We start from the raw sequence: 21,899 nt of genomic DNA on the forward strand, positions 1-21,899 counted from the left end.
GTTCCGATTACAAGCGACGCCAATCGGTCAGCGCCTGCTCCAGCCGAACCCAGTCGGCGTCGGTCCTGGGCAGGCCGAAGCGCAGGCTGGGGATGGCTTCGAAATGGCGGGTCAGGATGCCGCGGCCGGCCAGGTAGCGGTGCGCGGCCAGGCTGTTTTCGTCCGGCACCCACTGAAACAGCTCGCAGCCGCCGGCGGGCGGCAGGCCGTGCCGCTCCAGGCAGCGTTGCAGCCTGGAGCTATCGCGCTGCAGCTTGGTTTTCATCGCCTGTTGCCATGGGGCATCGCGCAGCGCCAGCTTCACCGCCTCGCGCGCCGGGCCGGCCACCGTCCACGGCCCCAGCTCCTCGGCCAGCGCCCGCAGCAGTTCCGGCCAACCGAACACGAAGCCGGCGCGCGCGCCGGCCAGGCCGAAGAACTTGCCGACCGAGCGCAACACGATCAATCCCGGCTTGCCGGCGTGCGGCAGCATGCTGTCTTGCGGCGCGGCGTCCAGAAACGCCTCATCCACCACCAGCCAGCCGCCGCGCGCGGCCAGCCTCTGCCGCCAGTTTTCCAGCAACGCCGGGTCGAAGCGGTCGCCGGTGGGGTTGTTGGGGTTGCACAGCAACACCACGTCCAGCTGGTCTATGCCGGCGGCCAGTTCTTCCGGCGACAGCCTGAACAGCTGGTGCCCGCGCTTCTGCCAGTGGTGCGGGTGCTCGGCGTAGCACAGCGCCAGCATGCCGACGCGGCAGGGCGCGCGCAGCCGCGGCAGCAACTGGATCGCCGGCTGCGAGCCGGCCACGGCCAGCAGTTTGTCGCTGCCGTAATACTCCGCCGCCGCCGCTTCCAGCCCGTCATGGTTTTGCGGCAGCCGCAGCCAGCTGTCCGCCGGCAGCGGCGGCACCGGCCAGCCGTTGGGATTGACGCCGGTGGACAGGTCCAGCCAGTCGCCGACGGGTATGCCGTATTCCGCGGCCGCGCGCAGCAGGCCGCCTCCGTGTTCAAGCATGGATCGCTCCGATCAAGATGGCGGCCGCCAGCGACAACGCCGCCCACAGCCACATGCCGCGGTTGACCAGCCGCACCGCGCGGCCGATGTCTTCATGCGTGGGCGTGGGGCCGCAGCCAAGCGGCGGACGTTCCTTCCACTGGCCGTGATAGCGCGCGCCGCCGCCCAGGCTGACGCCCAGCGCGCCGGCGCCGGCGGCCATCACCGGGCCGGCGTTGGGGCTGTACCAGGTCGGGGCCTGGGTTCGCCAGCAGCGCCAGCCCTTGGCGGCATGGCCCAGCAGCAGATAGGTGAGGGCGGTCAGACGCGCCGGGAGATAATTCAGCATGTCGTCGAAGCGGGCGGCGGCCCAGCCGAAATGCAGGTAGCGCTCGTTCTTGTAGCCCCACATCGCGTCCAGCGTGTTGGCCAGCCGGTACAGCACCGCGCCGGGCGCGCCCAGGACCAGGAACCAGAACAGCGCGGCGAAGACGGCGTCGCTGCCGTTTTCCAGCACCGACTCAATCGTCGCGCGGGCGACGCCGGCTTCGTCCAGTTCGCGGGTGTCGCGGCTGACGATCCAGCCCACCCGCTCGCGGGCAAGTTGAAGGTCGCCTTCGGCCAAGGCCTTGCGCACCACCTCGGCGTGCTGGGCCAGGCTGCGAGCGCCGACCGCCAGGTAGAGCAGGGCGACCGGAACGATAATCTCCAGCAGCGGCAGCCTCGCCAGCGCCCAGGCGGCCAGCGTGAAGGGCGCCAATAACAGCGCGATGGCCGCCGCGCCGCGCAGCCGCATGCGCCAGACAGGCTCCGCGCCGGGCGCGGCCGGGTAGGCCGCGCGCTCCACGGCCTTGACCAGCCGGCCGAAGCCGACCAGCGGGTGCCAGCGCGGCGGTTCGCCCAGCAAGCGGTCCAGCAGCAGCGCGATCGGCAGAAACAGTGCGGAATTCAACGAACAGCCCTATATAATGGCCGGCCGCCGCCGGGAATTATCCAATGCGCAAGTCTGTCGCGCTTTGGGCGGCCGGAATGAATCAAGCCGCCATTCTAAGCGTTGTCAGCCATCCATGCGCAGGGAGATCGCCATGAGCGCCAAAACCATCATGATCCAGGGCGCCACGTCCGACGCCGGCAAGAGCGCGCTGGCCACCGGCCTGTGCCGGCTGCTGGCCCGGCGCGGCGTGAAAGTGGCGCCGTTCAAGCCGCAGAACATGGCGCTGAACAGCGCGGTGACGGCGGACGGCGGCGAGATCGGCCGCTCGCAGGCGGTGCAGGCGCAGGCCTGCGGCGTGGAGCCGCACACCGACATGAACCCGGTATTGCTCAAGCCCAACAGCCACACCGGCTCGCAGGTGATCATCCAGGGCCGCGCCATCGGCAATATGGAGGCGCGCGGCTACCACGGCTACAAGCCGGTCGCGATGAAGGCGGTGCTGGCGTCGCACGCCAGGCTGGCGGCGCAATACCAGTGCATCGTCGCCGAAGGCGCCGGCAGTCCGGCCGAGATCAATCTGCGCGACGGCGACATCGCCAATATGGGCTTCGCCGAGGCGGTGGACTGCCCGGTGATCCTGGTGGCCGACATCGAGCGCGGCGGCGTGTTCGCCCACCTGGCGGGCACGCTGGCGCTGCTGTCGGAATCCGAGCGCGCCCGCGTGGTCGGCCTGGTGATCAACCGCTTCCGCGGCGATCCGTCCTTGCTCAAGACCGGCGTCGACTGGCTGGAGCGGCACACCGGCAAGCCGGTGCTGGGCGTGCTGCCCTATCTGTACGACCTGCACCTGGAGGCCGAGGACAGCATGGGCCTGGACAAGCCGGGCGGCGCTGTGGGCGGCGGCGACAAGCTGCGGGTGGCGGCGCCGGCCGCGCCGCGCGTCAGCAACCACACCGATTTCGATCCGTTGCGCCTGCACCCGCAGGTGGAATTCACCTTAGTGCGCGCCGGCCAAGCCATCCCGCCGGCCGACCTGATCGTTTTGCCCGGCAGCAAGAACGTGCTGGCGGACCTGGCCTGGCTGCGGGCGCAGGGCTGGGACGAGGCGCTGCGCCGCCACCTGCGCTACGGCGGCAAGGTGCTGGGCATCTGCGGCGGCCTGCAGATGCTGGGCAAGAAGCTGCATGATCCGGACGGGCTGGAAGGCGAGCCGGGCAGCGGCGACGGCCTGGGCTGGCTGGACATGGAAACCACGCTGGCGCCGGAGAAGCGGCTGACGCGGATGCGCGGCCGGCTGACATTGGGCGACGCCGAGGCTGCCGGCTACGAAATCCACATGGGGGTCAGCCAAGGGCCGGCCTTGGCCAGGCCCGCGGTGAGATTCGATGATGGCTCGGCCGACGGCGCGCGCTCGGAAGACGACCAGATCTTCGCCACTTATCTGCACGGCGTGTTCGACGAACCGGCCGCCTGCCAGGCCATCCTGCGCTGGGCAGGGCTGAAGGAGCCGGAGGCGCTGGACTACCCGGCGCTGCGCGAGGCCAATATCGACAAGCTGGCGGACATGCTGGAGCGGCATCTGGATCTGGAGCCGATCCGGCGCTGGCTGCCCGAGACCCGCTGAGCAAACCCCTGCGCTGCGCCTGCCGGTCGCACGACTTGCGCCGCCTGCGCCGGCGCGTCGTGGACCGGGCGCGGCGCAAGCTTGGCCCAGCGGTGTTCAATCGCCCGGCATCCGCTCCGCCGTTATCGCCGCCAGCAGCGTCTCCGCCAGTTCCGGCCGGCAGATCAGCAGGTCCGGCATCTTCACGTCCGCCTGGTTGAACGCGCAGGGCGAGCCGTCTATCCGCGACGCGTAGAGGCCGGCGGCCAGCGCCACGCCCACCGGCGCGCAGGTGTCCCATTCGTTCATGCCCCCGGCGTGCAGATAGGCGTGGGCTTCGCCGCGCAGCGCCGACATCGCCTTGGCGCCGGCCGATCCCATCGGGACCAGCTCGGCGTCCAGCCGGGCGGCGACGCGTTCGGCCAGCGCCGGCGCGCGGCTGCGGCTGACCAGGATTTTCAGCCGGCCTGGCGGCGCGGCGGCAAGCCGGGGGTCGGGCGTGGAGAACAACTCGCCGCGCGCGGGCAGCGCCACGGCGGCGGCGGCGGGCGCGCCGTCCAGCGCCAGCGCGACGTGCACCGCCCAGTCGTCGCGGCCTGGCTCGCAATATTCGCGGGTGCCGTCCAGCGGGTCGACGATCCACACCCGACGCTGGCCCAGGCGGGCGGGATCCGGCATGGATTCCTCGGACAGCAGGCCGTCATCCGGCCGCGCCGCGCGCAGCATATCCAGAATCAGGGCGTTGGCTTCGGCGTCGCCGCGCGCGCCCAGCGCCTTGCCGCCTTCCGGATGGCGGCGGCGTAGGTCGAGCAATCGTTGGGCGGCGGCTGCCGCGATGTGGGCGGCGAGCTGATGGTCGTCCGGCATGGGGGGCTCCTGGCGTCGATGCCGGAGTGATACACGGTATCGGCGCGCGCGGCAATGCCGGCGTCAGAAGTATTCCACGCCGGGCTGCGGGCTGGCCCCGGTCTGCTGCAGGATGAAGGCTTCCGCCTCGACGGCCGGCAACGGCTTGCATAGCAGGTAGCCCTGCACCACGTCGACGTGGATGCTGCTCAGAAAGGTCAGCTGCTGCTGGGTCTCGACGCCTTCTGCCACCACCTGCAGCCCCATGCGGTGGGCGAGGTAGGCGATGGTGTCGCACAGCGCCGTGCCTTTTTCATCATTGCTGATGTTGCGGATGAAGGACTGGTCTATCTTCAGCGTGTCCACCGGGAAGCGGGTCAGGTAGGCCAGCGCGGAGTGGCCGGTGCCGAAATCGTCTATCGAGCTGTGTATGCCCATCGCGCGGAAGCGCTCCATCATCCCGATCGACTGCTGCGGCGACAGCATGGTGCAGGATTCGGTGATTTCCAGTTCCAGGTGACGCGGCGAGACGCCGGTTTCTTTCAGCACGTCGGCGACGAAGTCGGGCAGCTCGTGGTCGGTGAACTGGGCGACGCTGAGGTTCACCGCCATCCGCAGGTCGTCCCGTCCCTTGTCCTGCCAGACCTTCAGCTGGCGGCACGCCTCCCGCAGCACCCAGCGTCCCAGCGGCAGGATCAGGCCGGATTGCTCGGCGATGGGAATGAAGCGCATCGGCGGGATCATGCCCTTTTGCGGGTGCTGCCAGCGCACCAGCGCCTCCACGCCCACCACCCGGCGGGTGGAGAGCTCGATCTGCGGCTGGTAGTGCAACACCAGTTCGCCGTGGTCGATCGCGTGGCGCAGCGACTTTTCCAGCTCGACGCGCTCGCGCATCTGCTGTCCCAGCTCTTCTTCGTAAACCTGGACGCGGCGGGCGCTCTTCTCCTTGGCCCGGTACAGCGCCATGTCGGCCCGCGCCATCAGCTCGCGGCCGTCTGCGCCGTGTTCCGGACCCAGGCTGATGCCGATGCTGGCGGTGACGCTGAGCATCATTTCGTCTACCGGGAACGGCTCGCTGACCGCATCCAGCATGCGGCAGGCGATGGCTTCGGCTTCGGCTGCGCCGGCCACGCCGGTCAGCAGCGCGGCGAACTCGACGCCGCCCAGCCGCGCGGCGTGTCCATGGGGGCCGATCGCCTGCTGCAGCCGCTGCGCGACATGGCACAGCAGCAGGTCGCCGATGCGGTTGCCGTAGACGTCGTTGATGAATTTGAAGTCGCCCAGCTCTATCAGCAGCACGGCGAAACCCGGCTGTTGCCAGGATAGCGAGTACAGCGCGCTGAGTTGTTCGAGCAGGCCGCTCTGGTTGTGCAGGCCGGTCAGCGTGTCGAAATAGGCCAGGCGATTGATCTTTTCCTGGGCCGCCACGCGGGAGGAGATGTCGATATAGCTGACGCGCAGCAGGTTGCCGGTTTCGCTGGGCAGCTTGCTCAGCCGCACCTCGCAGGGAATGGCGCTGCCGTCGGGGCGCTGCACGATGCGCTCGAACGGCGGGATGTCGCCCTTTTGCGCCTGCTCGGAATGCATGCTGACGCTTTCCGCCACCGGCAGGCCGTCGGGCTGCTCGGGCGCGTACAGCGCGGCGGGGCTGATGCCGACCAGGGTCTGCAGCGAGCGGCCGGTGAGTTTTTCCGCTTGCCGGTTGGCGTCGACGAAGCGGCCGGTGTCCATGTTGTACACCATGATGGCTTCCGGCGCCTGCTCGATCAGCGCGCGGAAGCGCTGTTCGCTCAGCCGCAGCGACTCCGTTTTCTCTTCCACCAGCTTGCTCAGCCGTTTCTTCAGCCGCGCCAGGTCGAGGTGGGTGTTGACCCGGGCCAGCAGCTCGCTGCGCTCGAAGGGCTTGATGATGAAATCCACGGCGCCGGCGGCGAAGCCGTCGACCTTGGTCTGGGAGTCGCTGACCGAACTGAGGAACAGGATGGGGATGTCGCGGGTGCGCGGGTTCAGCTTGAGCTCGCGGCACACGGCCAGCCCGTCCATCCCGGGCATGCTGAAGTCCAGCAGGATGAGGTCCGGCGGATGCTTCAAGGCCAGATCCAGCGCCTCGGCCCCGCTCTGGGCGGAGCTGACCTGATAGCCTTGCGTAGACAGCAGGGCCACCAGCATCATCAGCGCGGTCATGGTGTCGTCGACGACCAGAATGTCACCTGGCACCGGCATTCCGTTTCTCCCGGGAGTAATTCCGCTTCATCCAGTCTAGCCGTTTTCAAATCCATTAGTAGTATTGCGGATTGTCTACACTTCAACTTCGGCATAGAGGCGAGCGGGAGAGCGGAGTGAAGCTTACTGTCGGCAAGAACATGGCCTTGCTGGTGCTGGCCGCGCTGCTGGGCCTGGCGTTGTTGACCGCTCTGGAGCAGTACCTGATGGAGAGGGTGTACGACGGCGCCAACTTCGGCAACGTCAACGCGGTGCCCAGCCTGAAGGTGCTGGGGGATCTTCGGCGCGCGTTCCAGGAGTGCAGCACCCAGGCGGGGCGGCTCGATTACGACGCGGACAAGGCCGAGCGCCTGAAAGTGGAAAACAAGGTGCTGGCGGCGCGGGAGGCGGTGAGCAATGCGATCCGCGCCTACGAGACCAATGGCTGCGCCGGCGGCAGCTGCTTCGCCGACGAAACGGACAAGGCGTGGCTGGATACGGAAAAGCCGGTCTGGCAGCGCTACCAGGCTGGATTGGAGCAGGTGCTGCAGGCCAGCGCCGGGCAGGGCGCTGCCCGCGCGCACCAGATGCTGCTGACGCTGGATCCGATTTCCGACCAGATGCTGGAGACCATAGACAAGCACATCGATTACAACATCGTGATCGCGAAGAAATTCTCGGACGAGGCGGTCGTCACCAAGCGCAACGCCATCGCGCTGACGTTGGTGATTTGCGGCCTGATGCTGGTGGCCATCGCGGCGATAGGCTACTGGACCAGCCGTTCCATTCTCGGCCAGCTGGGCGGGGAGCCGTCGGAGGCGGCGGAAATCGCGGCGCGGCTGGCCGAGGGCGACCTGTCCAGCGATATCCGCGTGCGCGCCGGCGACGACAGCAGCCTGATGGCCAGGATCAAGAGCCTGATCGAGTCGCTTGAGCAGCTGGCCAACCGGGCCTACGCGATCGGCAAGGGCGATCTGAGCCAGGAGATCCGGCTGGCGTCGGACAAGGACCGGCTCGGCATCGCCATCAACGAGATGATACGGATGCTGCGCGCCGCCCGAGACGAGGACGACAGGCGCAACTGGCTGAAGGACGGCTACGGCCAGGTTTCCGCGGCGCTGACCGGGGACCTCACCACCGAACAGCTGGCCGACGCCGCCATCGGTCTGATCGGCCGCTACCTGGATGCCGGCCGCGGCGTGTTCTACCTGTACCGGGACGCCGAGCAGCGGCTGGATCTGATCGGCAGCTACATGTACACCGAGCGCAATAACCTGGGCGCCAGTTTCGCGCTGGGCGAGGGCGCGGTGGGGCAGGTGGCGCGGGAGCGCAAGCCCATCATCCTGGAGGTGAGCGGCGACGACGCCGCGCCCATCGTCACCGGCACCATGCTGGCGCTGCCGCGCTACACCTATACCTACCCGCTGCTGCACGAGAAGGAACTGGTCGGCGTGATCGAGCTGTCCAGCTTCGATCATTTCGACGAGCGCAAGCTGGAGTTCCTGGCCAACGTCGGCGGCATGCTGGCCTCCTTCCTGTTCGTCGCCGAGCAGCGCGTCCACATCCGCAAGCTGCTCGCGGCCAGCGAAGAGTCGGAAAAGGAGATGCGGCAGCAGAGCGAGCAGCTGCGCGAGAGCAACGCGCGGATGGAGGAGCAGCAGCAACAGCTGCAGCAGCAGTCCGAGGAGCTGCAGCAGAGCAATGCGCAGATGGAGGAGGCGCAGCAGCAATTGCGGCAGCAGACTGAGGAATTGCAGCAGGCGAACGCGCAGATGGAGGAGTCGCAGCAGCAGCTGGAGCAACAGAACCGCGAGCTGGAGGAGTCGCGGCTGGAGCAGGAGGCCAAGGCCAGGCAGCTGGACCAGGCCAGCAAGTACAAGTCGGAATTCCTGGCCAATATGTCGCACGAGCTGCGCACCCCGCTGAACTCCATCATCCTGCTGTCCAAGATGATGGTGAACAACGACGACGGCGCGGTGAAGGACGAGGCGCTGAAGTGGGCGCAGGTGATACACCGCTCGGGCGAAGACCTGCTGCGGCTGATCAACGACGTGCTGGACCTGTCCAAGGTGGAGGCCGGCCGGATGGACGTGCATCTGGCCACCTTGAACAGCCGGGAGCTGTGCGCGGAGCTGCAGGGCATGTTCGAGCATCTGGCGCGCGACAAGGGCCTGGAGTTCGTCGTCGACGACCGCTTGCAGTCGGACTTCGTGTCCGATCCGGACAAGCTGTCGCAGATTCTGCGCAATCTGTTGACCAACGCGATCAAGTTCACCCGCAGCGGCGGCGTCACCCTCTCCATGAGCCGTCATCCCGATTTGCCGCTGCCGGTGCGCATCAGCGTGCGCGACAGCGGCATCGGCATTCCGGCCGAAAAGAAGAGCGTGATCTTCGAGGCCTTCCAGCAAGCGGACGGCTCCACCTCGCGCGAGTTCGGCGGCACCGGCCTGGGCCTCACCATCAGCCTGCGCTTCGCTCAGATGCTGGGCGGCACCATCGAGCTGGAAAGCGCGCCGGGCGAGGGCAGCGAGTTCATCGTCTGGCTGCCTGAGCGCGGCAAGGCGGAGGAGAGGGCCGTCGAACATGCCGCGTTGGAGGTGGAAGACGACAGGAACGCGCTGCAGCCGGGGGACAGGGCCATCCTGCTGATAGACGACGACCCGGCGCTGGGGCGGATGCTGGTGGCGATGAACCGGCGGCTGGGCTACAAGACGCTGCTGGCGCAAAGCGGGGGCGAAGGCCTGGCCCTGGCCGCCGCGCACGGGCCGGCCGGCATCCTGCTGGACCTGGGCCTGCCCGACATGGACGGCGCCCAGGTGCTGCACGAAATCAAGACCCGGCCGGCGCTGGCGGACATCCCCGTCTACATCGTGTCGGCGCGCGATCGCGACGAGGCCTTGCTGCATCAGGGCGCCATCGGCTTCCTGCGCAAGCCCGCCAGCGACCAGCTGCTGGCGGCGGCGGAGGCCGAGCTGGTCAAGGCGGTGGGCGGCCGGGGCGGCGGCATCGTGGTGGTCGAGCGCGGCGGCATAGGCCGCGACGAAGTGGCCAAGCTGGTGGGCGGCATCGGCGGCGATATCGTGGCGGCGGCGCCCGACACGGACTGGCAGGCGCTGCTGGAGCGGCACCGCTGCCAGCTGGCGGTGCTGGACTTGGGCAAGGCGGCGATCGCGGACAGCGTGGCCGTCGCCGAGGCCTTGCGCGGGGTCGATCCCGAGATATCGCTGGTGTTCTACGCCAGCGGCAAGCCGGGCGAGGAGGACGAGGCGGCGCTGCGCGCCTATTCCGACTGCGTGATCGTCAAGACGCCGCAGGCGGGGCAGCGGCTGCTGGAAAACGTGGAGCGCTTTCTGCGGGACGTGCCCAGGCAGCGGGCCGAACGCAAGGCGCCGGCGGCGGCGTCCGGGAGCAAGCTGCTGGATGGCCGGCGCGTGCTGGTGGTGGACGACGATCCCCGCAATCTGTTCGTGATCACCGCCGCGCTGGAGCGGCACGGCGCCAAGCTCAACAGCGCGGTCAACGGCCGGCGCGCGCTGGAGTTCCTGCAGCATCAAAGCGTGGACCTGGTGTTGATGGACATCATGATGCCGGAAATGGACGGCTACCAGGCCATCGCCGCCATCCGGGCCAACCCGGCCTGGAAGGATATCCCGGTGGTGGCGATCACGGCCAAGGCCTTGCCGGCCGAGCGCGAGAAAATCCTGGCCACCGGCGCCGACGACTACCTGTCCAAGCCGGTCGACTACGATCTGCTGGTGGCCAGGGTCGCGCATTGGTGCGAGGGCCGGGGCCGGTGAGCGTCGCCGTTCAGCGGCGATCCGGGCAGTGCCGGGTCGCGATACTGGGGAGGCTGGACGCGCCGGAGGACCGCGCCGCCATGCTGGAGTTGCTGCAAGGACCGGCGGAGCAGGCGCTGGACCTGAGCTTTTACGACGCCGATCTGTTGGGCGCGGAGCTGTTGTGCGCGATCGCCGACCGCCTGGACCGGGGCGGCAAGCTGAAGATCCACGCCTACCACGCCTTGCTGGCGCACGGCCTGATGCGGCTGAACCTGCCGGCCAGGCTGGTGTCGAGCCAGCCGCCTTCCGAGGCCAGACCGTGGCCGCGCGCGCTGGCGCTGGCCGGCTCTGCGCAGAGCCTGGACTGCATCCTGCGCATCATCGAATGCCTGCCGCTGTCCGACATGGCGGTGTTCGTCGCCCAGCACGTGCAGGAAAGCCAGATCAACCTGCTTGATCAGTTGCTGAAGTCGAGGACGGACTACGCGGTGGAGATGCCGCAGAATATGGCGCCTGTGCGGCCGGGAACGATCTATGTGGCGCCGCCCGGCCACCACATGCGGGTGGGGCACGGTTACGTCTACCTGACGCGCGACCGCCAGATACAGTTCGCGCGGCCGTCCATCGATGTGCTGTTCGAGTCGCTGGCCGGCGAGTACGGCGCGGAAACGCTGGCGGCGCTGCTGTGCGGTTTCGGCCAGGATGGCGCGGACGGCTGCGCCGCGCTGCGCGCCGCCGGCGCCTGCGTGATCGTCCAGGATGGCGGAGAATGCGCGCCGGCGCGAGTGATGCCGGACGCCGCGCGCAAGGCCGGGCATTACGACTATGTGATGAAGCTGTCCGCCATCGCCAGCGTCGCGGCGGCGGCGGCCGCCGGGCCGGACGCCCAGCCGGACGGAGAACTGCTGGAGCGCTTCCTGTCCGCGCTGGTCTGCCACTACGGCTACGATTTCCGCAATTACCAGCGGGACAGTCTGAAACGCCGCATCCACAACCTGATGGGCCAGTTCAACCTGGGGCGCTTCGCCGATTTCCAACGCGCGGTGCTGACCGATGTCGGGCTGTTCGAGCGGCTGTGCGTCGAACTGCCGGTGGGGGTGACCAGTTTTTTCCGCCACCCGGAGCAGTTGAAGCTGCTGCGGGACGAGATCCTGCCCTATCTGTCCAGTTTTCCGCTGATCAAGCTGTGGTCCGCCGGCTGCTCCAGCGGAGAGGAGGCGTATTCGCTGGCCATCGTGCTGGACGAGCTGGGCCTGCTGGACCGCAGCCATCTGTTCGCCACCGACTTCAATCCTTATTCGCTGGCGCAAGGCAGCAGCGCGCTGTTTCCCGCCCAGGCGCTGGAGGAAAACCGCGCCAACTACCTGGCGGGCGGCGGCACGCGGCTGTTCGACGCCTACCTGTCCCGCAACGGGCGTTTTCTGCGGGTGGACGACCATTTGCGCCAGCGCATCCTGTTCTATCGCCACTCGCTGACCGACGAAGGCATCTTCAACGAGTTCCAGCTCATCGTCTGCCGCAACGTGCTGATCTATTTCGACGGCGAGCTGCAGCGGCAGGTGCTGCGGCGTTTCGCGCAGTCGCTGCACGCCGAGGGTTTCCTGGTGCTGGGGCCGCAGGACGGCTTGCATCGGGCGGCGCTGGAGGCCGGGTTCGAGCTCTACCGCAGCGGCAGCCACATTTACCGCCTTGGCCGGAGCGTCGGATCATGAGCCGGAAATTCGTCATCCTGGTAGTGGACGACAACATCAACAACCGCGTCACCCTGCAGGCCCTGCTGAGCCGGCTGGACGACTGCGAGGTGCTGGAGGCCGGGTCGGGCGAGGAAGCCCTGCTGATCACGCTGGAGCGGGAGGTCAACCTGATCCTGCTCGACGTGCAGATGCCGGGCATGGACGGCTTCGAGACCGCCGGCCATCTGCAGATGACCGAGCGCACGCGCGGGATTCCCATCGTTTTCGTCACCGCCATCTTCAAGGCCGACGAATTCATCGGCCGCGGCTACGGCCTGGGCGCGGTGGATTACCTGATGAAGCCGCTGGACGACAACCTGCTGCTCAACCGCGTCCGGCTTTACCAGAAGCTGCACGAGCGCGAGACGGCGCTGGAAGCGCGCAGCCAGGCGCTGCAGCAGGCCAATGTCCAGCTGACCGAGGCGCGCGACGCCGCCGAGGCCGCCAACCGGGCCAAGAGCGAGTTTCTAGCGGTGATGAGCCACGAAATCCGCACGCCGCTCAACGGCGTGATCGGCATGACCGACCTGCTGCAAAGAACCCGGCTGGACGATCGGCAGCGCCATTACGTTAGCGTGGTCCATCGTTCCGGCGAGGATTTGCTGGCCATCATCAGCGACATCCTGGACTTCTCCAAGATAGAAGCCGGCAAGTTCGAGCTGGACCGGCAGCCGTTTTGCCTCAATCTGCTGGTCGAGGAAATCGTCGAGCGCCTGGCGCCGGTGGCCTACGGCAAAGGGCTGGAGCTGATGTGCGCGCTGCCGCTGATGCCGGTGGAGGTGGTGGGCGACGGCAAGCGCCTGGGCCAGGTATTGACCAACCTGGTGGGCAACGCGATCAAATTCACCGAGTCCGGCCATGTTTTGGCGAAGGTCGACCGGGCGGGCGAGTCGGACGCCGGCGTGACCTGCCGGATCAGCGTCAAGGATACCGGCATCGGCATCGCGCCCGATCAGCAGAAAAGGCTGTTCAAGCCATTCTCCCAAGCGGACAGTTCGACCACTCGGCGCTTTGGCGGCACCGGCCTGGGCCTGGTGATTTCGCAGCGGCTGGTCGGCATGATGGGCGGGCGGATCGAACTGGAAAGCGAACCCGGCTCAGGTTCGGAATTCCACTTCACGCTGACGCTGCCGCGCGCGTCGGACAGCCAGCTGTGCCCGCCTGCGGAGGATGTGGCGCGCATGAGGGTGCTGGTGCTGGACGACAATGTCACCAATCTGGAGATACTGGAACAGCAGCTGGCGTCCTGGCATTGCCGCGTCGCCGCCTTTCACCGGCCGCGGGAGGCGCTGGACTGGCTGACGGCGGGAAACGAAGTGGATCTGATCATCTCCGACATGATGATGCCGGAGATGGATGGCCTGATGTTCCTGGGCGAGGCGAGGGAACGCCTGGGCGAAGCCGCGCCGCCCGCCATCATTCTCAGCTCCGCCGCCGACGATTTTCAGAAGCTGACCGGCGCCTCGCGGCTGGCGCGGCAGGTGCTGACCAAGCCGATCCGCCGGTCTGATCTGTACAACGCGCTTCTGCAACTGGGCTCCGCCGCCGCCAAGGTGGAGCCTGCGCCGGACGGACACGACCAGCCGAGGCTCTCAGGCCGGGTGCTGTTGGTGGAGGACAACCTGGTCAACCAGGAGCTGGCGACAGCGATGTTGAGAAACCTGGGGTGCGAGGTGGAACTGGCGCGCAATGGCGAGGAAGCGCTGCGCTTGTGCGAGGCCGGGGGCTTCGACCTGGCGCTGATGGATTGCGAAATGCCAGTGATGGACGGCTGGCAGGCCACCGGCGCGATCCGGGCGCGCGAGCGGCCCGGCGGCGCGCGCCTGACCATCGTCGCGCTGACCGCCAATGCGGGACTGGGCGAGCGGGAGCGCTGCCTGCAGGCCGGCATGGACGATTACCTGTCCAAACCCTTCACGCAGAATGAACTGGGAGCGGTGCTGTCGCGCTGGCTGTCGCCGGGGGAGGAGGCGGAAGCGAGCGCGGAGCCGGCCGGAATCGCGGCGCGAGACGACGGAGAATGGGTGGACGCCGGGGCGCTGGACGCGATCCGCGCCATTCAGCAGGATCTGCTGCCGCGCATGCTGGCGGCGTGGATGAGCGAGGGACCGATGCTGTTGGCCGGCATTCGCGAGGCCATCGACGCCGTCGACGGCCCGGCGCTGTTCCGCGCGGCCCATGCGCTGAAAAACTGCGCCGGCAGCGTGGGCGCGCAGCCCTTGGCTTCGCTGTGCATGGAGCTGGAGCGGCTGGGCAAGGGCGAGGATCTGGCCGGCGCCGCGAACCTGTTGCCGGAGCTGGATCAGGCTTTCGGCTGTTCGATGGCGGCGCTGAAGGCGGTGGACGAGGGCAGCGGCCTGGCCTGACGGTGGCGGGTGGGCGAAGTTGCAACAGGCCTGGCGCGGCAGGGCGGCCGTACTCGTTCTCCTGTCCCGCATGGGATGTGCGGCGGCGCGGCTTGAAGGGGGTGGAAAAGCGCCATGTTTATTCTTTTAAATGATTGCCTCATATTAAACATAAATTTTAATTTGTCATTTTGACGAATATAAGATTATTCCTATCCGTTACACTTTCCGTTTTTGCGGGGAGCTTGGGAATTGCCTGCCTTGTTTGCGATTGGCCTGTTCGGCGCCTGCGCCGCCGCCGCTTGGGCGGGGTGGGAGGCGCGTCGTCGCGGGCGCTACCTGCGTTGGTTTGAGCAGTATCCGGACGCGGTGCTGGTGGTGGGCAAGACCGGCCGCATCCTGTGCGCGAACCAGCGGGCGGCCGAGTTGGCGGGGGGAGACGCGAGCCATCTGACAAACTCGCCGCTGAGCCAATGGCTGCCCGCGGGCGACCCCCTCGCCACGCCAGCCTGGAAAGCCTTGTTCGCCGCCGAAGGCAGCCAGGCCTGCGGCAGCCTGGGCTTGCACGTCTGGAGAGGGGTCGACGGAGAGGCGTGCGAATGGCTGATCACCGCCCGGGCATTGTCCGAGGATAGGGCGGTGCTGCTGTCTTTGAGGCGGCCCCAGGAATTGTATCCGGACCAGCCGAAATACTATCTGGCGGAGAAGCTGCTCCATACCGCCGAGAGCGATGCCGGCATCGGTTCCTGGGTGCTGCACATGGAGAGCGGCAGACTGGAGTGGAGCCAGGCGGTCCATGATATTTTCGGCACCGATTCCGCCACCTTCGACGCCACCGAAGACGCGTATTTCCAGCGCGTGCATCCGGACGACCGCGCCAGGGTGAGGCGGGAGCTGGATCGGCATGTCCTGGGCGATCGACCGTTCGACGTCGAGTACCGCATCGTCAGGCCGGACGGACAGGTCAGGGAGTTGCTGGAGCGCAACCACATCCAGCGGCAGGCTTCCGGGCAGGTCGACCATCTATGGGGCACGGTGATAGACATGACCGAGCACAAGCAACTGAAGCGGCAACTGCAGCTGTCCCAGTTGGCCGTCGAGCATTGCTCGGAAGGCATCGCCATCGCTGACGAAGGATTGGACTGGCTGTACGTCAATCCGGCGCTGGCGAGGATGGGCGGACTGACCATGGCGGACCCGTCCCAATTGAGCGGCCTGTTCATGGCCCCGGGGGTGGAAGCGCGGCTGGAGCGGGAAGCCTTGCGCGAGTTGCTGGACGCGTCCGGCGCCTGGCAGGGCGAACTGTTGCTCGCGCGGCGCGGCGCGGCGCCGCTGCCGGTGCTGGCTTCCGCGACCAGGCTGCGGGACGAGGACGGCAGGCTGTTGTCCGTGTGGGTGGTCAGCGATATCAGCGGCATGAAGGAGTCCGAGCGCAGACTGCACGCGCTGGCCTTTTTCGATGGCCTGACCGGTCTCGCCAACCGCGCCCTGTTCGGCGAGCGGCTGCGCTGGCATCTGCAGAACGAGCCGGCCGGCGGGCGGTTGGCGATCCTCTTCCTGGACCTGAACGGCTTCAAGCAGGTGAACGATCTGCTGGGCCACGAGGCGGGAGACCAAGTGCTGCGGGAAGTGGCGCGGCGGCTGCAGGCGGGCTGCCGTCCCGGCGAACTGGCCGCGCGCTGGGGCGGCGACGAGTTCGCGGTATTGCTGCCCGGCGTCGCCGACGATGCGGTCCTGGCCGCGCGTTTGCGGGAGCTGCGGGAGGCTGCGCGCGCCGAGCGCTGGGGCGGCGGACGCTGGCTGCGGGTGTCGGCGAGCCTGGGGGCGGCGGTCTATCCGGAGTCGGCAGAAGACGCCGAACGGCTGATCCAGCTGGCGGACCGGGCGATGTACCGGGCCAAGTCGGAGGGCGGCGGCCAGGTGTGGCTGCACGACGGCGGCGGTTTGCGGACGCTGGCCGGCGCCGATTGCGGCGCGTGAATGAAAAACGGCGCGGGAAAACCGCGCCGTCTGCCTTGGGTCGCGCGAAAGCGCTTATTCTTCCGGCACGTTCAGCGCGTTGACGCTGTAGCCGGCGTCGACGTAGGTGATCTCGCCGGTGATGCCGGACGACAGGTCCGACAGCATGAAGGCGGCGGCGTTGCCGACTTCCTCGGTGGTCACGTTGCGGCGCAGGCAAGCCTGGCTGGACGCCATGTTCAGCAGCTTGGAGAAGCCGGAGATGCCGGAGGCGGCCAGGGTCTTGATCGGACCGGCGGAGATGCCGTTGACGCGGATGCCTTCCTTGCCCAGGCTGGCGGCCATGAAGCGCACCGACGCCTCCAGGCTGGCCTTGGCCAGGCCCATCACGTTGTAGTTCGGGATCGCGCGGACCGCGCCCAGGTAGGACAGGGTCAGCAGCGCGGCCTTGCGGCCCTGCATCATCGGGCGCGCGGCCTTGGCCAGCGCCGGGAAGCTGTAGGACGACACGTCGTGGGCGATCTGGAACGCTTCGCGGCTCAGAGAATCCAGGAAGTCGCCTTCCAGCGCTTCGCGCGGGGCGAAGCCGATCGAGTGCACCAGGCCGTCCAGACCGTCCCATTCCTTGGCGAGGTCGACGAACAGCTGGTTGATCTCGTCGTCGTTCTGCACGTCGCAGCGGTAGACCAGCTGGGAGCCGAAGTCGGCCGCCATTTCACGGACGCGTTCCTCCAGCTTGTCCACCACGTAAGTGAAGGCCAGCTCGGCGCCTTCGCGATGACAGGCCTGAGCGATGCCGTAGGCGATGGAGCGATTGGAGATCATGCCGGTGATCAGGATTTTCTTGCCTTGCAGAAAGCCCATTTGGTGTCCTTCTCATGTAAACAGCCGGTCATTATACCGAATGCCGGCGATTTGCAGCAGCGTCGTCTGCGCTAACTGCCCGTTTCAGCAAGGATAACCCCTTGGGCGGAGGGGGAACGGAACTTCGTGCCGCAGGTTGCCGCCCGCTCCATCGCTTGCTACCATCCCGAATTAAGCACACTAAATCTCGACGAGGAAGCCATGAGCGATCTGATCCTGCACGTAACCGACGATTCTTTCGAAAACGAAGTCCTGAAGGCCGACCGCCCGGTATTGGTCGATTACTGGGCCGAATGGTGCGGCCCGTGCAAGATGATCGCCCCGATCCTGGACGAAGTGGCCAAGGAATACGACGGCAAGCTGAAAATCGCCAAGCTGAACATCGACCAGAACGAGCAGACTCCGCCCAAGTTCGGCATCCGCGGCATTCCAACCCTGATGCTGTTCAAGGACGGCCAGGTCGCCGCCACCAAGGTGGGCGCGCTGTCCAAGAGCCAGCTGACCGCCTTCATTGACAGCCAACTGTAAAGCGTCTATCCTCCACGCACAATCTTTCATGACGGGTGGCATATAGCAAGCCGCCCGTTTTCTTACGCTTCCACACCCTCGACGGCGTTCCGCCCGAATACTACCGAGTCGACCTCACGACCGCTATGCACTTATCTGATCTCAAACATCTCCACGTATCCGAACTCGTTGAAATGGCCATTTCCAACGAGATCGACGGCGCCAACCGGTTGCGCAAGCAGGACCTGATCTTTGCGCTTTTGAAGAACCAGGCCAAGAAAGGCGAGAGCATTTTCGGCGAGGGTACGCTGGAAGTGTTGCCGGACGGCTTCGGTTTCCTGCGCAGTCCGGATACCTCCTATCTGGCCGGTCCCGACGACATCTACGTCAGCCCGTCGCAGATCCGCCGCTTCAACCTGCATACCGGCGATTCGATCGAGGGCGAGATCCGCACGCCGAAGGACGGCGAGCGCTACTTCGCGCTGGTGAAGGTGGACAAGGTCAACGGCGAGGCGCCGGAAAACTCCAAGCACAAGATCCTGTTCGAGAACCTGACGCCGCTGTTCCCGACCGAGCAGTTCAAGCTGGAGCGCGAGATCCGCGCCGAGGAAAACATCACCGGCCGCATCATCGATCTGATCTCGCCGATCGGCAAGGGCCAGCGCGCGCTGCTGGTCGCTCCGCCGAAGTCCGGCAAGACCGTGATGCTGCAGCACATCGCCCACGCGATCACCGCCAACCACCCGGAGGCGGTGCTGATCGTGCTGCTGATCGACGAGCGTCCGGAAGAAGTGACGGAAATGCAACGCTCGGTGCGCGGCGAAGTGGTGTCCTCCACCTTCGACGAGCCGGCCACCCGCCACGTGCAAGTGGCCGAGATGGTGATCGAGAAGGCCAAGCGTCTGGTCGAGCACAAGAAGGACGTGGTGATCCTGCTGGATTCCATCACTCGCCTGGCCCGCGCCTACAACACCGTGGTGCCGGCGTCCGGCAAGGTGCTGACCGGCGGCGTGGACGCCAACGCGCTGCAGCGTCCGAAGCGTTTCTTCGGCGCCGCGCGCAATGTGGAAGAGGGCGGCAGCCTGACTATCGTCGCCACCGCGCTGATCGACACCGGCAGCCGCATGGACGATGTGATCTATGAAGAATTCAAGGGCACCGGCAACAGCGAAATCCACCTGGACCGCCGCATGGCCGAGAAGCGCATCTTCCCGGCGCTGAACATCAACCGTTCCGGCACCCGCCGCGAGGAGCTGCTGGTTCCCCAGGACCAGTTGCAGCGCATCTGGGTGCTGCGCAAGCTGCTGTACCCGATGGACGACCTGGAGGCGATGGAATTCCTGCAGGACAAGATCAAGGCCACCAAGTCGAACCAGGCTTTCTTCGACTCGATGCGCCGCTGAGCGGCAACCGCCCGCCAAGATGCCAGACCATGCCGGTCTGGCATTTTTTTTGGTACATTGGAGGGAGGTCCGCCGGGAAGAGCGGATGCCGGGAGGCAAAAGGATAACGATTATGTGGTCTATGGAGGCAGACAAGGCCGCCGCGCTGATCGCCGGGCGGCTGCAGTCCTATGATTTCACCGGCAGGGTGGCCGATCTGCCTTACCGGGCGGCGTCGCCGGGCTTGAAGCCGGCCGCGGTGCTGGTCCCGCTGGTATGGCATGCGGACGGGGCCACCGTGCTGTTCACCCGCCGCACCGAGCACCTGTCCAGCCATCCCGGCCAGGTCAGCTTTCCCGGCGGCAAGCTGGAGAGCGGCGACGCTTCCGCCCAGGCGGCGGCGCTGCGCGAGGCGCGCGAGGAAACCGGCTTGCCCGAATCGTCGGTATGGGTGCTGGGCAATCTGCCGGACTACGTGACGGTGACCGGCTACGTGGTGACGCCGGTGGTGGGCTTGCTGAATCCGCCGCTGGCGCTGGCGCCGGCGCCGGACGAGGTGGCCGAGGTGTTCGAAGTGCCGCTGCCCCTGCTGCTGGACAGGCAGGCTTACAGCCGCCATGACTACGTGCGCGACGGGGTGGCCGGACAGTACCTGTCGCTGCAATGGGACCGACACACGATCTGGGGTGCGACCGCGGCGATGATGTGGATGCTGGCGGACGCGCTGGGCGGCGCGTCCGTCTAGCGCCTGGCGTCGCCAGGGGCGACGTCGCGCATCGGCGCAAAGCCGCGGCAAGGCGATGGCGGGGAGGCTTGGCTGGGATGCCGCCGCGCGGCCTGGCGCCTGGGGCGGCTAACCTGTCCTCTCACGCTTCTTCCTGATCCGACAGCACCACGTTGCGGCCCGCCTGCTTGGCGTCGTACAACAGCTTGTCGGCGCGGGACATCATCAGCGCCGGGCTGTCTCCCGGCCGCCAGTCGGTGACGCCGCCGCTGAAGGTGATGCGCTGTTCGACGAAGGGGAAGGTGGTGTGGGTCAGCGCCATCTGCAGCCGGCTCATCACCTTGTGGGCATCGCGCAGCCGCGTGTAGGGGAAGATCACCATGAACTCCTCGCCGCCGATGCGCGCGTTGATGTCGGTATTGCGGGTGGTGTCGCGCAGCGCGTTGGCGACCGCCACCAGCACGTCGTCGCCGGCCTGGTGGCCGTATTGGTCGTTGAAGCGCTTGAAATGGTCGATGTCGAACACCGCGATGGCCATGGTCTGGCCGTAGCGCTCGCAGCGGCTGATTTCGTCGCGCAGCACCATGTCGGCGTGGCGGCGGTTGTATAGCCGGGTCAGCGGGTCGGTGACCGCCATTTCGGCCAGCTGCTGGTTGCTTTCGTGCAGTTGCTGTTCCAGCAGCTTGCGGCCGGAGATGTCGTACAGCGCGATCAGCGCCGACGGCTGGCTGTCGTGCCCTAGCCGGCGCAGCGACACGATCGCCCACAGCCTGCTCTTGTCCTCCAGCTCCAGCTCCACTTCCTGTTGCAGCACCTCTTCGCCTTCGCTCAGCCATTGCTCCACCGGCTGCAGCTTCAGCGGCAGGTTCAGCTCGCTGCCGGCGGCCTGTTCCGGATCGCGCGGCGGCAGGCCCAGCATTTCCCGCGCCAGCGAGTTGGCGTGGCGGATGCGGGCGGTCTGGGGGTTGACCAGCAGCAGCGCCAGCGGCGCGGTGTCCAGGATTAGCCTGGCCTGTTCTTCGCTGTCGCGTATGCGCTCGTTGCCTTGCAGCAGCTGCTGGTGCTGGCGCAGGTTGGACAGGTGTTTGCGCAGCGCCAGCAGGGTCAGCGCCGCGACGAACAGCCAGCCGGGGATGGCGAGCCAGGCCTTGTCCCGGACATAGCGGGTGAAGTCGCGCCGCGACAAGCCGACGGCGACCTGGAACGGGTAGCTGCCGGTCTGGCGCATGCTGTACAGCCGCTCGCCGCCGTCGAAGCTTGACGGCGCGTCGAAAAGCATCTGCCCCGGGTCGTGGGACAGGATTTCGCGCGGCTGCAGCGACCGGTAGCTTTGCGGATCGTTGCGGCTGGATTGAGGCCAGCGCGTCACCGTCAGCTGGCGCTGGTCCAGTACCAGGATCTCGCCGTGCTCGCCCACCGTCAGCCGGCTGACCTCGTCCTGGATGAAGTTGTGCTTGATCAGGCCGGTAGCCATGCCGATCAGGTTGCCCTCGCTGTCGTACAGCTTGTTGGCCAGCACGATGCCGCCCTCGGTGGGGCTGTGTATCACCGTGGTGTAGTTGCTTTCCTTGGGATCGACCCGGTGCAGCCAGCGGCAGAATTCGTTGTGATGCGGATGGGGGGCGCCATCGCGCTTGCTGCTGAACACGGTCTGGCAGGCGGTGTCCACGATTTCGATGCGGCTGAGGTAGGGCGCCAGCTGCAGTTGCTGCTGCAGCTTCTGCGCCAGGTTCTGGCGCGCGTCGGTATCCAGGGAACCGTAGCGCAGCAGGCGCTGGACTTCCGGAATCTGGTTGCTGCTCTGCAGGATCAGTCCGGCCTCGTGTATGCCCGAGCTCAGTCTTTCCGCCAGCAGCTGGCTGAGGCCGCTGGCCTGGCGGCCGGCCTCGGTTTCCAGCTGGCGGTAGCTGGTGGACAGGTCCACCGCCAGCAGGGCCAGGGTGACCAGCAGCAATAGCGCGGCGCCCCACTTGGCATGGCGGGCGGAACGGGAGCCGAATCTGCGCGGAGTCATGTCCATGGATGGTGAGGGCTATGCTTTTCTTATA

At 67.1% G+C, this 21,899-nt stretch carries 14 protein-coding genes; 8 read left to right on the forward strand and 6 right to left on the reverse strand.

Annotation, left to right across the window (positions count from 1 at the left end; genetic code table 11):
• Positions 1 to 7: 7 nt before the first annotated feature.
• Both cobD and cbiB read right to left on the reverse strand, forming a co-directional pair.
• The gene (gene cobD, locus CV_RS07700; protein ID WP_011135126.1) at positions 8 to 994 is read right to left on the reverse strand and encodes a threonine-phosphate decarboxylase CobD; all 987 of its coding nucleotides are present in this window, start codon (positions 992 to 994) and stop codon (positions 8 to 10) included.
• Positions 987 to 1,925: an adenosylcobinamide-phosphate synthase CbiB gene (gene cbiB, locus CV_RS07705; RefSeq protein ID WP_011135127.1), complete on the reverse strand. Its 939-nt coding sequence runs from the start codon at positions 1,923 to 1,925 to the stop codon at positions 987 to 989. Before cbiB ends, cobD begins: the two co-directional genes overlap by 8 nt.
• Positions 1,926 to 2,058: 133 nt before the next feature.
• Between cbiB and CV_RS07710 the strand changes: the two genes are divergently transcribed.
• Entirely contained in the window at positions 2,059 to 3,531 is a 1,473-nt protein-coding gene (locus CV_RS07710) for a cobyric acid synthase (RefSeq protein ID WP_011135128.1), read from the forward strand.
• Between the two features lie 96 nt (positions 3,532 to 3,627).
• Here CV_RS07710 and CV_RS07715 read toward each other — a convergent pair whose 3' ends face one another.
• Complete coding sequence (locus CV_RS07715) at positions 3,628 to 4,377, reverse strand: 3'(2'),5'-bisphosphate nucleotidase CysQ (protein ID WP_011135129.1); 750 nt, start codon at positions 4,375 to 4,377, stop codon at positions 3,628 to 3,630.
• 63 nt (positions 4,378 to 4,440) lie between these two features.
• Positions 4,441 to 6,579: a putative bifunctional diguanylate cyclase/phosphodiesterase gene (locus tag CV_RS07720; protein WP_011135130.1), complete on the reverse strand. Its 2,139-nt coding sequence runs from the start codon at positions 6,577 to 6,579 to the stop codon at positions 4,441 to 4,443.
• A 116-nt stretch (positions 6,580 to 6,695) separates the two neighbouring features.
• On the opposite strand from CV_RS07720, the gene CV_RS07725 reads away from it, so the two are divergent.
• From CV_RS07725 to CV_RS07740, 4 genes are all read left to right on the forward strand, one after another.
• Complete coding sequence (locus tag CV_RS07725) at positions 6,696 to 10,355, forward strand: response regulator (protein WP_147296181.1); 3,660 nt, start codon at positions 6,696 to 6,698, stop codon at positions 10,353 to 10,355.
• Positions 10,352 to 12,049 (forward strand): chemotaxis protein CheB, encoded by a 1,698-nt coding sequence (locus tag CV_RS22100; protein WP_147296182.1) that lies wholly within the window; start codon positions 10,352 to 10,354, stop codon positions 12,047 to 12,049. Before CV_RS07725 ends, CV_RS22100 begins: the two co-directional genes overlap by 4 nt.
• Entirely contained in the window at positions 12,046 to 14,436 is a 2,391-nt protein-coding gene (locus CV_RS07735) for a response regulator (RefSeq protein WP_052278787.1), read from the forward strand. The genes CV_RS22100 and CV_RS07735 overlap by 4 nt, the downstream gene beginning before the upstream one ends.
• Positions 14,437 to 14,676: 240 nt before the next feature.
• Positions 14,677 to 16,395 (forward strand): diguanylate cyclase domain-containing protein, encoded by a 1,719-nt coding sequence (locus CV_RS07740; RefSeq protein ID WP_043595801.1) that lies wholly within the window; start codon positions 14,677 to 14,679, stop codon positions 16,393 to 16,395.
• A gap of 54 nt (positions 16,396 to 16,449) precedes the next feature.
• On the opposite strand, the gene fabI is transcribed toward CV_RS07740, so the two are convergent.
• Entirely contained in the window at positions 16,450 to 17,238 is a 789-nt protein-coding gene (gene fabI / locus CV_RS07745) for an enoyl-ACP reductase FabI (protein WP_011135135.1), read from the reverse strand.
• 201 nt (positions 17,239 to 17,439) lie between these two features.
• Between fabI and trxA the strand changes: the two genes are divergently transcribed.
• The 3 genes from trxA (at position 17,440) to CV_RS07760 (ending at position 19,872) form a co-directional block, all read left to right on the forward strand.
• Complete coding sequence (trxA, locus tag CV_RS07750; RefSeq protein ID WP_011135136.1) at positions 17,440 to 17,766, forward strand: thioredoxin TrxA; 327 nt, start codon at positions 17,440 to 17,442, stop codon at positions 17,764 to 17,766.
• 125 nt (positions 17,767 to 17,891) lie between these two features.
• On the forward strand, positions 17,892 to 19,148 hold the full coding sequence (gene rho, locus CV_RS07755) for a transcription termination factor Rho (RefSeq protein WP_011135137.1): 1,257 nt from the start codon (positions 17,892 to 17,894) through the stop codon (positions 19,146 to 19,148).
• Between the two features lie 112 nt (positions 19,149 to 19,260).
• Complete coding sequence (locus CV_RS07760; RefSeq protein ID WP_011135138.1) at positions 19,261 to 19,872, forward strand: CoA pyrophosphatase; 612 nt, start codon at positions 19,261 to 19,263, stop codon at positions 19,870 to 19,872.
• Between the two features lie 121 nt (positions 19,873 to 19,993).
• On the opposite strand, the gene CV_RS22105 is transcribed toward CV_RS07760, so the two are convergent.
• Positions 19,994 to 21,865, reverse strand: coding sequence for a sensor domain-containing diguanylate cyclase (locus CV_RS22105; RefSeq protein WP_158303305.1), 1,872 nt, complete (start codon positions 21,863 to 21,865; stop codon positions 19,994 to 19,996).
• Positions 21,866 to 21,899 lie beyond the last annotated feature (34 nt).

The organism is Chromobacterium violaceum ATCC 12472 (genome assembly GCF_000007705.1).
GTDB classification, from domain to species: domain Bacteria; phylum Pseudomonadota; class Gammaproteobacteria; order Burkholderiales; family Chromobacteriaceae; genus Chromobacterium; species Chromobacterium violaceum.